Source organism: Pseudoalteromonas sp. S1650 (assembly GCF_005887195.1).
In the GTDB taxonomy this organism is placed as follows: Bacteria; Pseudomonadota; Gammaproteobacteria; order Enterobacterales; family Alteromonadaceae; genus Pseudoalteromonas; species Pseudoalteromonas simplex.
Window position 1 is genome coordinate 1 of sequence record NZ_PNDF01000085.1, and the last position, 13,007, is coordinate 13,007.

At 43.4% G+C, this 13,007-nt stretch carries 10 protein-coding genes; 7 read left to right on the forward strand and 3 right to left on the reverse strand.

Going from position 1 to position 13,007, the window contains the following annotated elements; translation table 11 throughout:
- The 5 genes from ftsY to glsB all read left to right on the forward strand — a co-directional run.
- The coding region (ftsY, locus tag CWB80_RS19840; RefSeq protein WP_138599642.1) for a signal recognition particle-docking protein FtsY at positions 1-1,021 on the forward strand (1,021 nt) is incomplete at its 5' end.
- Between the two features lie 53 nt (positions 1,022-1,074).
- Positions 1,075-1,752 carry a cell division ATP-binding protein FtsE gene (gene ftsE, locus CWB80_RS19845; RefSeq protein WP_054551046.1) on the forward strand — a complete coding sequence of 226 codons (678 nt, stop codon included), beginning with the start codon at positions 1,075-1,077 and terminating at the stop codon, positions 1,750-1,752.
- Positions 1,749-2,735: a permease-like cell division protein FtsX gene (gene ftsX, locus CWB80_RS19850; RefSeq protein ID WP_054551047.1), complete on the forward strand. Its 987-nt coding sequence runs from the start codon at positions 1,749-1,751 to the stop codon at positions 2,733-2,735. The genes ftsE and ftsX overlap by 4 nt, the downstream gene beginning before the upstream one ends.
- A gap of 272 nt (positions 2,736-3,007) precedes the next feature.
- The gene (rpoH, locus tag CWB80_RS19855; protein ID WP_054551048.1) at positions 3,008-3,871 is read left to right on the forward strand and encodes an RNA polymerase sigma factor RpoH; all 864 of its coding nucleotides are present in this window, start codon (positions 3,008-3,010) and stop codon (positions 3,869-3,871) included.
- Between the two features lie 80 nt (positions 3,872-3,951).
- On the forward strand, positions 3,952-4,872 hold the full coding sequence (gene glsB, locus CWB80_RS19860; RefSeq protein WP_054560977.1) for a glutaminase B: 921 nt from the start codon (positions 3,952-3,954) through the stop codon (positions 4,870-4,872).
- A gap of 6 nt (positions 4,873-4,878) precedes the next feature.
- Here the strand turns inward: glsB and CWB80_RS19865 are convergent, their stop codons facing one another.
- The gene (locus tag CWB80_RS19865; protein WP_054551050.1) at positions 4,879-6,183 is read right to left on the reverse strand and encodes an inosine/guanosine kinase; all 1,305 of its coding nucleotides are present in this window, start codon (positions 6,181-6,183) and stop codon (positions 4,879-4,881) included.
- Positions 6,184-6,363: 180 nt separating this feature from the next.
- Here CWB80_RS19865 and tadA point away from each other — a divergent pair, with 180 nt between their 5' ends.
- A complete protein-coding gene (gene tadA / locus CWB80_RS19870) occupies positions 6,364-6,861 on the forward strand; it encodes a tRNA adenosine(34) deaminase TadA (RefSeq protein ID WP_138599643.1) in 498 nt (165 codons plus the stop codon).
- Here the strand turns inward: tadA and CWB80_RS22605 are convergent, their stop codons facing one another.
- Entirely contained in the window at positions 6,862-7,032 is a 171-nt protein-coding gene (locus CWB80_RS22605; RefSeq protein ID WP_165385080.1) for a hypothetical protein, read from the reverse strand.
- Between the two features lie 102 nt (positions 7,033-7,134).
- Entirely contained in the window at positions 7,135-8,604 is a 1,470-nt protein-coding gene (mltF, locus tag CWB80_RS19875) for a membrane-bound lytic murein transglycosylase MltF (RefSeq protein WP_138599644.1), read from the reverse strand.
- A 311-nt stretch (positions 8,605-8,915) separates the two neighbouring features.
- Here mltF and purL point away from each other — a divergent pair, with 311 nt between their 5' ends.
- The gene (gene purL / locus CWB80_RS19880) at positions 8,916-12,800 is read left to right on the forward strand and encodes a phosphoribosylformylglycinamidine synthase (protein WP_138599645.1); all 3,885 of its coding nucleotides are present in this window, start codon (positions 8,916-8,918) and stop codon (positions 12,798-12,800) included.
- Positions 12,801-13,007: the final 207 nt, after the last annotated feature.

A 13,007-nucleotide genomic window follows, 5' to 3' on the forward strand; every position in this document is an offset into this window, starting at 1 on the left:
AGAGCAAGAACGCATTGCTGCAGAGAAAGCAGAGGCAGAGCGTTTAGAGCAAGAGAAAGCTGCTCAAGCTGCTGCTGAAAAACCTAAGAAAGAAGGTTTCTTCGCACGCCTTAAAAAAGGTTTATTAAAAACTCGCGTTAATATTGGTTCTGGCTTTGCGTCTATTTTTAGTGGTAAGAAAATTGACGATGATTTATTTGAAGAACTAGAAACACAATTACTAACAGCCGATTTAGGTGTTGATACAACAATGAAGTTGATTGATAACCTAACCGATGCCGCTGATCGTAAGCAGTTAAAAGATGGCGATGCTTTATACGAGTTAATGAAGCAAGAAATGGCAAGTATGCTTAAAACCGCTGAGCAGCCGCTGGTTGTAAGTGGTGACAAAAAGCCATTTGTTATCTTAATGGTGGGTGTAAATGGGGTAGGTAAAACTACCACGATTGGTAAATTAGCGAAGCAGTTTCAAAACGAAGGTAAGTCAGTGATGCTTGCTGCCGGTGATACGTTCCGCGCTGCGGCGGTTGAGCAGCTGCAAGTATGGGGTGAGCGTAATAGCATTCCTGTGATTGCCCAGCATACAGGTGCAGACAGTGCGTCAGTGGTTTTTGATGCATTTCAGGCGGCAAAAGCCCGTAATGTTGATGTGTTAATCGCTGATACAGCAGGTCGCTTGCAAAATAAAGATAACCTAATGCAAGAGCTTGAAAAAATTGCCCGTGTAATGAAGAAAATTGACCCAGATGCGCCGCATGAAGTTATGCTAACTATAGATGCAGGTACAGGTCAAAACGCAATTAGCCAAGTTAAATTATTTAATGAATGTGTTGGTTTAACGGGCATTACTTTATCTAAACTAGATGGTACCGCTAAAGGTGGTGTGATTTTCGCCGTTGCAGATAAATTTAATATCCCAATTCGTTACATTGGTGTTGGTGAAGGTATTGATGATTTACGTACCTTTAATAGTAGTGACTTTATTGATGCACTATTTAGCCAAGACGAGGATGACGCATAATTAACTAAAGGGAGCTTGCTCCCTTTTTCGCTGCAAGATGATTGATAACTAAAATGATAAATTTTCAGCAAGTCAGTAAAACATATCCAGGTGGCCATCGTGCCCTTGAAAAAGTCAGCTTTCATATTAAGCCTGGCGAACTGGCCTTTTTAACCGGGCACAGTGGCGCAGGTAAAAGTACCCTATTGAAGCTTATTAGTTTAATGGAGCGTCCATCGGCTGGGCAGGTGCTTATTAATGGTGTTGATTTAAATGCTGTTAAATCACGCCAGATCCCTTATGTGCGCCGCGATATTGGTATCATCTTTCAGAATCACCGCTTACTAGAACGTTACTCAGTGTTTGATAATGTTGCCTTACCTTTAATTATTGAAGGTACGCACCACAAGCAAATAGCTAAGCGTGTTCATGGTGCGCTTGATAAAGTCGGGTTACTTGATAAAGCGAAGTGTAATCCAGCAACCTTATCAGGTGGTGAGCAGCAGCGTGTGGGTATTGCTCGCGCTATCGTTAATTCACCGCCAATTCTATTAGCTGATGAACCAACCGGTAACTTAGATCCTGAACTTTCGATGGACATTTTACGTTTATTCGAAGACTTTAATAATCATGGTACAACCGTGCTGATTGCAACCCATGATATTGGCTTAATTGCGCGTATGCGTTATCGCAGTCTAACACTGAAAGATGGCCGTATGATTGAGGATCCGTTAGCTGAGGGGGCACTATGAGTTTATTGTTTAAAAGCCGCAACAGCCAAAACGAACGTCAGAAAAAGTCATTTTTAGCAGCGCCTTATTTCTTCTTTATTAATCTTATTCGCCAAGGTGTGCACAGCCTCGGTGAAATGTGGCGAACGCCTTTAGCTTCATTGATGACCATTGCTGTATTAGGATTAAGCTTAACACTGCCAGCGACGCTTTATTTAGTGGTTAAAAATGTCTCGCAAGTGAGCAGTGGCTTTGAAGATGCTGCAGAGATTTCGTTGTTCGTAAAAGAAACTATGAGCGAACAGCAAACGCAAACCTTGGTTAAGCGTTTAGCACTCTACCCTGAAGTAGATAAAGTAGAGTTTATATCAAAGGGCGATGCTCTCACTGAATTTAAACAAGTATCAGGATTTGGCCAAGCACTTGAATATTTAGATGCGAACCCGTTACCTGATGTTGTTATCGTCACGCCGACAGCACGATACCGTCAGCCAAATACAGCAAAACAATTACTGCAAAAGCTTGAAGGCGAAAGAGAAGTGGATTTTGGTAAACTCGATATTGCTTGGCTTGAGCGATTAAATGCACTTTTAAGTTTATTAAAAGAAAGCGTGATCACCATTGCTCTACTATTATTAACCTCCGTCACCCTGATCATTGGTAATACTATCCGCTTATCAATCATGGATAAGAAAGATGAAATTCAGGTGATGAAGTTAGTTGGGGCGACAAACACCTTTATTCATGCGCCATTTTTATGGACAGGGATTTGGTACGGTATTATTGGCGGTTTGTTCTCTTTTATTTGTGTTGCATTAATGATGTGGTGGCTTGGTGCTGCTGTAAGTGATGTTGCGGGTGTTTATGAAACCAGCTTTGACTTAATTGGTTTAACACTCACAGAGTTTGGCATTTTAGTCGCTCTTGCAACAGGGTTAGGATTTGTTGGTTCTTACCTATCAGTTAACCGCTATATAAAAGAAATTGAACCCGATAAAGTGTAGCTATCAGCGCTATTATTTTAGCGCTTTTGCTTGTCGTTAATTTGTCATATTAAGCCTTTATGCTGTTTGTTTAGATTTTGAATGGTGGGCTATATATCTTTCAAAATACCTTTAAAAGCTAGAATTCATCGCTTATTCAGCGCCTTAAAGTAAAATAAAATTATCTTAAAAAAACCACTTGATTTGAACTTTAAAAAAGTTTTTAATTGAAGTTAGCACTCTCGCTTAAAGAGTGCTAAGATGGTTTCAAATGTTTATCACTGAGGTGAAAAATGAGTAAAGATTTATACGCAATGGCACTTACTGCAGGTCAACAGAGCGCAAGTATGGACGGCTACCTTCAAGCGGTTAGCACTATTCCTATGCTTGATGCAGAGAAAGAAAAGCAGTTGGCGACACGTCTTCAGGAAGAAGGTGATCTTGAAGCTGCGAAGCAACTCATTATGTCGCATCTACGCTTTGTTGCTCATATTGCGAAAAGCTATTCAGGTTATGGCTTACCGCAAGCTGATTTAATTCAGGAAGGTAACATCGGTCTGATGAAGGCGGTAAAACGTTTCGACCCAAGTGTAGGTGTTCGCTTAGTTTCATTCGCAGTACACTGGATCAAAGCCGAAATTCATGAATACGTACTGAAAAACTGGCGTATCGTGAAAGTTGCAACAACTAAAGCGCAACGTAAATTATTCTTCAACCTACGCAAAAACAAAAAGCGTTTAGGTTGGTTTAACCAAGCTGAGGTTAGCACAGTTGCTAATGAGCTAGGTGTAAGTGAAAAAGAAGTACGTGAGATGGAATCACGTATGAGTGGCCAAGATATGGGCTTTGACTTAACGGGCGACGACAATGACGACGCACCAACAAGCACATACTCGCCAGTACAGTATTTAACAGATGGCAGTGCTGACCTTGCTGATGATATCGAAGAGCAGCAATGGCAAGAACAGTCTCATGCACGTTTATTCAGCGCGTTAAAAACCCTTGATGAACGTTCTCAAGACATCGTAAGTGCACGTTGGTTAGCTGACGATAAAGCAACATTACAAGAGCTTGCTGAGAAATATAACGTTTCAGCAGAACGTGTTCGCCAGCTAGAAAAAACAGCGATGAAAAAACTGCAATCAGCTATGAGCTAATAGCAATCGCTATAGCAAACCATCTTTAGTAGACTACAAAGCCTCGCAAATGCGGGGCTTTTTGTTTTAAAGGACGCGGTATGTCACAGATTGATTATCAACATGTATTAGATGAAATCACAAAAGAAGTTCAACCATTACTGAGCCAAGGTAAGGTTGCTGATTATATTCCTGCGCTTGCAGAGGTTGAGCCAAACCAGTTTGCCATTGCTATTCATACAGTAGATGGGCAAACCTATTGCGCGGGTGATTGTAGTGCGCGTTTTACAATTCAATCTGTTTCTAAAGTAATGACCTTAACTTTAGCACTTCAGCGTTATGGTGATGAGCTGTGGCAACGAGTCGGTAAAGAGCCATCAGGCACCGCTTTTAACTCACTTACACAGCTTGAGTTTGAACAGGGCATACCACGCAACCCATTTATTAATGCCGGCGCGATTGTCACATGTGACGCGTTATATAGCCGTTTATCTGCGCCGATGCACTCTATGCTTGAGTCATTTCGTCAGTTATCAGGAAATGCTCAGGTTGTTATTGATAAGAAAGTGGCAAATTCTGAATATGAGTTTCGTCATCGCAACGCCGCGATGGGGCATCTAATGAAGTCATTCGGCAACTTTAATAATGAAGTTGATGATGTGTTATGGGCTTACTTTAACTTCTGTGCCATAGAGTTAAACTGCGTAGAATTAGCAAAAGCTTACAATTACTTAGCAAACCAGGGTAAAGATGCCAATGGCCAAGAAGTACTCAGTGCAAGGCAAAATAAGCAGTTAAACTCGTTACTGTTTACCAGTGGTTTATACGATGCTGCTGGGGATTTTGGCTACCGTGTTGGTATGCCGGGTAAGTCAGGGGTATCGGGTACTATTTTAGCTGTGTTACCAAATCAATTTACTGTGGCTGTGTGGGCGCCAAGACTTAACTCGTATGGTAACTCAGTGGCTGGGATAGCGGCTCTTGAGCGTTTATCCCAGAAACTGGATATTTCGATTTTTTAGTGGAGATTACTGATCCCAGTAAACTTGCTCTAAACAATCTTCACGTTCAGGTAAACCACGCGATAAACGTGGCGAGTGCTGAACAAGTACTTCATAACTTGCACGGTTAGCGTATTTACTAATTTGTGCAAGCGATGAGTAGGTCATAGCAGGTTGCTGATGCTTCGCTGAGTTTGCCACATTAAGTTTGTGGTAAACGTTTGCTGATAGGTCATGCAGTACCGCAGCCAGAGCGCAATCGCCTGCGCCATTGGTGTTTTTAATACTATCTGGGCCACCCATAAACGGTGCTGTGTGGCTGTACGCACGAATAGGGTTTTGGCAGTCGTCTTTACGCATTGCGCGAGAAAATTCATAACGGTTAAAGTCAGCAATTGCACCTGGTAATAACGGGTATTCTGTTTCACGCTTGAATGAGTCGTCGACGTAACCGGCCATAAACAAGCCTTTTTCACCAGCCGTGCAAATAACTAAATCAGTCCAATCTAGCGCTTTGTCGGCTGCCAGAAGCGGATCTTCAAAGCCAGTAATAGCGAGACCTTCTTCTTCGTTCATAGCAAGAATATCAACATGCTCTTTTACAAAGTCAGCCCACCAAGTAGGATCTTGTTCAATTAGAAACTTAGTGCCAAGGGTTAAAACCACAGGGACACCTGCATCATTGGCATATTTCACTGCCTGCATGGTGGCTTCTGTCATGGTTTCATCACCTTGAGTACGCATTAGGTATGCGCTGATCACCAGTGCTGAAGAATTCTCAATAAGTGCCTGATCGATTGATTCAGGGCGCAGATGATTCATAAGCCCCGCGCTGATTGCGAAGGTACGTTCACCGGTCTCGTCAATTAAAGTAAAACAACGACCAATAGGGCCATCTACAGGCTGAAGGTAGTCAAGGTCAACGCGGCTAGAAGTGTTACATAAAAAACGGTATGCATAGCTGCCGATTTTGATATTTTCACTCATTACCCCTAAAAGTACTGATCGGTCATCAGCTAGGGTAGAGTAATTGTGCATGGTGTTACCTACCGTACCACCGGCAAACTCATAATCGATCATATTGTCGAGTTTTAGTCTGTCGTATAGTGCGTTGGTAATATCGTTATCGATCACTTGCGACATGCCACGGCGCAATTGAAATTCATCTAGGAAAGCTTGATCAACTTTCGCTTCAATATCTACCACAATTTGGTCGATACCCGTAATATAACTACGTTGTAGTCGGTCGGTTGAGTTAAGTTGATTCGTCAGTGGATCTTTGGCTTCCACCGGAAAATAATGTTTATGCCTGCGGCGTCCAGGAAATTTCATTTGCTACCCGTGTTGTAAGCTAAATAAAAAAAGCGCGAGATTATAGCGCAATATGGGTCCATTGAGCCATGAAAAAGCCACTAAATTTTGCGTTAATTTTTAAGTGTAGCAGTATTTAATGCCGACATTTTTCACTAACTAGGTATAATTACTCACAGTTTTACAATATTTGTGTGATATATGAGCGAACAATTTAGCGACCAATATTGGATGGAAAAAGCATTAAACTACGCTAATGAAGCGGCTGCGATTAATGAAATTCCGGTTGGTGCTGTGCTGGTAAAAGACAATCAACTGATCTCCTATGGTTATAACCGCTCAATTATCGATAACGACCCATCCGCTCATGCTGAAATGATGGCAATCCGCGAAGCAGGTAAAGTGCTTAATAACTACCGATTAATCGATTGCACCTTGTATGTTACGTTAGAACCTTGTTCTATGTGCGCAGGTCTGTTGGTACATAGCCGCATTAAGCGGTTGGTATTTGGTGCTAAAGATGCCAAAACGGGATCGGCAGGATCAATTATGAATCTACTGCAAGAGCCTAGGCTTAATCATCAAGTTGAAGTAACCGGTGATGTACTGAGTGAGCAGTGTGGGGCGGTAATTTCAGCGTTTTTTAAGCGTCGTAGAGAAGAGAAAAAGGCGGCAAAGCTGGCTGCTCGCAACGCCTAGTTATACAACCGGCGTTGCAGGAACTTGTGCTTCCATTAACTGCATCGCAAATAAGCGGCGACGCCAAATAACTTTTTTGTGTGTATTACGTAGCATGATACGACGGCGGGTCGCCGTTGAGTAAATAACATTACGCTTGAACTTATGTGTCGTGCGTCTTCTTTTTAACATGAGTGCTCCTTAAGTGAGAGTAAAGCATGGCATGGTCCGTTCCATTTCTACTAAAAGATAATGATCATTTGATGACAAGTAAACAGATTTCGGTGCTTGAGGTTAGTTGTTTTCTAATTCTTGCTGCTCTGAGTCGGTTTGTTGCGTGTTGTCATTTGGCTTTGGTTCGCTCGCTTGCGCTTCAGGTTTAGCTTCTTCAGTGCTTTGTTCTTCTTCGCTTGGGTTAGCAATCGCATCATTTTCATCAAGCCAAACCAGTGCGTCGTAATAGCGACGAATATTATCAACGTATTTTACTGCAACATCGCCACGGGCATAACCATATTTGGTTTTTCGATAGTAACGCTTTTTAATTAAAAGCGGTAAGCGCTTTTTAACATCAGCCCACTTATCGGGGCTTGCACCTTCTTGCTCGGTAATAATGCGTGCGTCGTTGACGTGTCCCCAGCCAACATTGTAAGAGGCTAAGGCAAACCAGGTTCTGTCGGGCTGCGGAATGCGTTCAGGGATCCAAGAAATTACTTTGGCAAGATACTGCGCACCGCCTTTAATATTTTGCTCAGGCTCTAGGCGATTTGTTACGCCGACCTGTTTTGCCGTTGCTTGGGTTAGCATCATAATACCGCGAACACCAGTTGGTGACTTAGCCCTTGGGTTCCACATTGATTCTTGATAACTCAAAGCTGCCAGTAATCGCCAGTCTATGTTACCTGCGTATTGCTCAAACCAAGGTTGATATTTGGGTAAGGTGTCTTTTATTGCTTCAATATAAGCAAGTGTGTTCACATAATTAAACTGGCGAACATGGCCGAAATATTTTTCTTCTAACACATAAAGCTGGTTGCTTTGTTTGACGTCGCCAAAAAATGGCACCATGAGGGCATATAAAGAGTCATCACCATCTTTTCTTAGTAACCAAGCGATAGGATCATTACGGGTAACCGAAAAGCCGATACTCAAGTTTGGGTGGTAGCGGCGAAACAGCGATAAGGTGTGCGAGTCTGCTAGGGTGTAATCAATTTCACCGTCGATAACAGCTTGCAGAAGCTCTTCTTCATCCATATCTTCTGTTTCGTTCCAGCTAAGTTCTGGATTAAGTTGTTTTAATTGTTGTAGTGCCAACGAGTGACTGCTTTTGGCGAGAACAGTCAGATTGCCGGTTAAATCCGCAAATTCACGGGGTCTATTACGGCCTTGTTTATAAACTAATTTTTGGCTTATTGTGCGATAGGTTGGGCCGAAGCGGTAATGCTCAGCCCGAATCGTATTATAGGTAAGACCTGACGCTATAATATCTAAATCGCCACTTTCTAAGCGTGCGAACATATCGGATAGATTAAAAAAAGGCACCATTTCAAGCTCAACACCAACATAGTCAGCAAATTCTTGGGCGAGCTCATATTCAAAGCCTTGCACACCTTGTGGAGCCTGATAGTAATTACTCGCGCCAGCTAATGTGCCGACTCTAATTTTGTTCTGCGCCTTGATATGAGCAAGTTGCGACGGTTGCTGTTGCATATCGCACGCACATAACATGAGCACTAAACTAAAAATAGCGAGTAATTTTTGCATAAATTATAAATGCCCCTTAAACCATTACCTTAGTGTTATAACAAAACTTCTAAGCCACGTCACTTGGCGAATAGTGTTATAGATCTATTTAAAAATTAATAACTATAACAAGGCAGATGGTAGATAAGTCATACAGAACAAGAACCTGCAGAGAAATAAAGACGACTAAGCTAGTTAATTGTTGCAACCTTAAAAGCGGTTATGAAGATTATTTAAATAAAAGCGTAATTTTGAGTTAAATCTAGACGTTATTTGCACTATAATATGCGCCTAAAATATCGTTCAATCCCTAACCCCGGATGAAAATACCTATGTTGATCCTTCGTGGTGCACCAGCACTTTCCGATTTTAGAGTTCAGAAAATTTTAGCGCGTTGCCAACAGGCACAACTTCCAGTCACTGACGTTTACGCAGAGTTCATGCATTTTGCTGATCTTACAGCTGATCTTTCAGCTGATGAGCAAACCAAGCTGGAAAAACTGCTTACTTACGGTCCAACAATTGCCGAGCATACCCCTGCTGGCACGTTAATTCTTGTAACGCCGCGTCCTGGTACTATCTCGCCTTGGGCATCAAAAGCAACTGATATCGCACATAACTGTGGCTTAAGCCAAGTTCACCGTGTTGAGCGTGGTATTGCATACTACGTAGAAGGTAACTTATCAGCTGAGCAAACAGCTGAAGTTGCAGCGTTATTACATGACCGTATGACTGAAGCAACGCACGCGGATATGGCTGATGCAGCTAAATTATTCCGTCACGATGAGCCGCGTCCAATGTCATCAGTTGACATTTTAGGTGGTGGCCGTGAAGCGCTTGCTAAAGCAAACGTTGAGCAAGGTTTTGCGCTTGCAGATGACGAAATTGATTACTTGGTAGAAAACTTCCAAAAGTTAGGGCGTAACCCGAACGACATCGAATTATTCATGTTTGCACAAGCAAACTCTGAGCATTGTCGTCACAAAATCTTTAACGCCGATTGGACAATTGATGGTATCGAACAGCCAAAATCATTGTTCAAAATGATCAAAAACACTTACGAGCAAAACCCTGAAAACGTACTATCTGCATATAAAGATAACGCAGCGGTAATGAAGGGCTCGCTAGCAGGTCGTTTCTTCCCAAATAACGAAGGCGAGTACGCATACCATCAAGAGAACATCGAAATCTTGATGAAAGTTGAAACGCACAACCACCCAACAGCGATTGCGCCATTCTCAGGTGCATCAACAGGTTCTGGTGGTGAAATTCGTGATGAAGGTGCTACAGGCCGTGGTTCTAAGCCTAAAGCAGGTTTAGTTGGTTTCACTGTATCTAACCTACGAATTCCTGGCTACGAGCAGCCATGGGAAACAGACTTTGGTAAGCCTGGTCGTATCGTAAATGCACTTGATATCATGACTGAAGGCCCATTAGGTGGTGCGGCATTCAATAACGAATTTGGTCGTCCTAACTTACTTGGTTACTTCCGTACATACGAAGAGAAAGTATCAAGCCATAATGGTATCGAGGTACGTGGTTACCACAAGCCAATCATGCTTGCAGGTGGTTTAGGTAACATTCGTTCTGAGCATGTTCAAAAAGGCGAAATCCCTGTAGGTGCTAAGCTAATTGCACTAGGTGGTCCGGCAATGAACATCGGCCTAGGTGGTGGTGCTGCGTCTAGTATGACATCAGGCCAATCAAACGAAGACTTAGACTTTGCATCGGTACAACGTGAAAACCCAGAAATGGAACGTCGTTGTCAGGAAGTTATTGATAAATGTTGGCAGCTAGGTGATGCAAACCCAATCGCTTTCATCCACGATGTGGGCGCAGGTGGTCTTTCTAACGCATTCCCTGAGCTTGTAGACGACGGTGGTCGTGGTGGTAAATTCCAACTTCGTGATATTCCAAACGATGAGCCGGGTATGGCACCACACGAAATTTGGTGTAACGAATCTCAAGAGCGTTACGTATTAGCAGTTGCGGCAGAAGACTTCGCGCGCTTTGAAGCAATCTGTAAACGTGAACGTGCAGAATACGCTGTTATTGGTGAAGCAACAGAAGAGCGTCACTTAACGGTTGAAGATAGCCACTTCGGTAACAACCCTGTTGATCTTCCGCTTGATGTTTTACTTGGTAAAGCACCAAAAATGCACCGTGAAGTTGAATCGAAAAAAGCGCAATCTCAACCATTAGACGTTGCTAACATTGATGCTGTAGACGCTGCACAGCGTTTATTACGCTTACCAACGATTGCTGAGAAAACATTCTTAATCACCATTGGTGACCGTACGGTAACGGGTTTAGTTGCGCGTGACCAAATGGTAGGTCCTTGGCAGGTGCCAGTAGCAAACTGTGCGGTAACAGCCGCTGCGTTTGATACTTACCACGGTGAAGCAATGTCACTAGGTGAACGTACACCAGCTGCACTTTTAAACTACGGTGCTTCTGCTCGTTTAGCTGTGGCTGAGTCACTAACGAACATTGCGTGTGCTAACATCGGTGGGCTTGAAAATATCAAGCTATCTGCAAACTGGATGGCCGCAGCAGGTCACCCAGGCGAAGATGCGGGCCTTTACGAAGCTGTAAAAGCGGTAGGTGAAGAGCTTTGTCCGGCGCTTGGTTTAACTATCCCTGTGGGTAAAGACTCAATGTCGATGAAAACTCAATGGGATGAAAACGGTGAGCAAAAATCGGTTACTGCGCCATTATCACTGATCATTACTGCCTTTGGTCGTGTTGAAGATGTGCGTAAAACAGTAACGCCACAGCTACGCACTGATAAAGGTGAGTCATCACTATTATTAGTTGATTTAGGTGCGGGTCAAAACCGCATGGGCGCATCAAGCCTTGCACAGGTTTATAAGCAACTAGGTGATGTAACGCCTGATGTTGATAACCCAGCACTATTAAAAGGTTTCTATGAAGCAATGCAAGCGCTTGTTGCTGATAACAAGTTACTTGCTTACCATGACCGTTCAGATGGTGGTTTATTCACGACTATCGCTGAAATGGCATTTGCTGGTCACACGGGTGTAACAGTTGACCTTGCAGGCTTAACAGGTTCAGACATCGAAGCGCTTTATAATGAAGAGCTAGGTGCGGTTATCCAAGTAGCAAACGCTGATTTAGACGCAGTGAAAGCGGTTCTTGCTGATCACGGCTTAGCTGCTATCAGCCATGAAATTGGTGCACTAAACGCTGATGACCGCGTGGTATTCACTCGTGGTGATGATGTGGTTCTTAACCACACGCGCACTGAGCTTCGTACTATTTGGGCAGAAACAACTTACCAAATGCAGGCACGTCGTGATAACCCTGAGTGTGCTAAGCAAGAGTTTGACGCTAAATTTGACGCAAAAGACCCAGGTCTTAACGTAAAACTAAGCTTTGACTTAAACGAAGATGTTGCAGCGCCTTACATTGCAACGGGTGCGAAGCCGAAAATGGCGATTCTACGTGAGCAAGGTGTTAACTCTCACTTAGAAATGGCTGCGGCATTTAACCGTGCAGGCTTTGCTGCGGTTGACGTGCACATGAGCGACATTCTTGAAGGTCGTTTAACACTTGAGCAATTTAAAGGCTTAGTGGCATGTGGTGGTTTCTCTTACGGTGACGTATTAGGCGCAGGTGAAGGCTGGGCTAAGTCAATCTTATTTAATGAGATGGCACGTGAGCAGTTCCAAAGCTTCTTCCACCGCGAAGATACATTCAGCTTAGGTGTGTGTAATGGCTGTCAAATGCTTTCAACATTGAAAGAATTGATCCCGGGCACTGAGCACTGGCCACGTTTCGTAACGAATAAGTCAGAGCGTTTTGAAGCTCGCTTTAGCCTTGTAGAAGTACAAGAAAATCCATCGGTATTCTTTAACGGTATGGCAGGTTCACGTATGCCTATCGCTGTTTCTCACGGTGAAGGTCATGCTGAGTTCGCAAACGCTGATGCAGTTAAAGCAGCGCTTGAGTCAGGTACAGTGGCAGTGAAGTTTGTTGATAACTACGGTAACCCAACAACGCAATACCCAGCTAACCCGAATGGCTCGCCAGAAGGTATCACAGGTATTACCTCTACAGATGGCCGTGCAACGGTTATGATGCCGCACCCAGAGCGTGTATTCCGTACGGTTGCTAACTCATGGCACCCAGATGAGTGGACTGAGGATAGCCCATGGATGCGTATGTTCCGCAACGCTCGTAAAAACGTTGGCTAGAACTTAATTGTGTGCCTAGCTATACAAGCTAGGTTCATACAAACCGTTTAAACTAAAAAGGCTGCACTATCATGTGTGGCCTTTTTGTTTATAATGTTCTGAGAAGCGAGAAGCGAGAAGCGAGAAGCGAGAAGCGAGAAGCGAGAAGCGAGAAGCGAGAAGCAAGGAGAGTTTTTTGGAGGTTAAGCGGGCGGGTATTGGTTGTCT

Bases quoted from the DNA above. Each gene is read 5' to 3' on its own strand.
- ftsE (WP_054551046.1), top strand. From the start codon at position 1,075: ATGATAAATTTTCAGCAAGTCAGTAAAACATATCCAGGTGGCCATCGT.
- ftsX (WP_054551047.1), top strand. From the start codon at position 1,749: ATGAGTTTATTGTTTAAAAGCCGCAACAGCCAAAACGAACGTCAGAAA.
- rpoH (WP_054551048.1), top strand. From the start codon at position 3,008: ATGAGTAAAGATTTATACGCAATGGCACTTACTGCAGGTCAACAGAGC.
- glsB (WP_054560977.1), top strand. From the start codon at position 3,952: ATGTCACAGATTGATTATCAACATGTATTAGATGAAATCACAAAAGAA.
- CWB80_RS19865 (WP_054551050.1), bottom strand. From the start codon at position 6,183: ATGAAATTTCCTGGACGCCGCAGGCATAAACATTATTTTCCGGTGGAA.
- tadA (WP_138599643.1), top strand. From the start codon at position 6,364: ATGAGCGAACAATTTAGCGACCAATATTGGATGGAAAAAGCATTAAAC.
- CWB80_RS22605 (WP_165385080.1), bottom strand. From the start codon at position 7,032: ATGTTAAAAAGAAGACGCACGACACATAAGTTCAAGCGTAATGTTATT.
- mltF (WP_138599644.1), bottom strand. From the start codon at position 8,604: ATGCAAAAATTACTCGCTATTTTTAGTTTAGTGCTCATGTTATGTGCG.
- purL (WP_138599645.1), top strand. From the start codon at position 8,916: ATGTTGATCCTTCGTGGTGCACCAGCACTTTCCGATTTTAGAGTTCAG.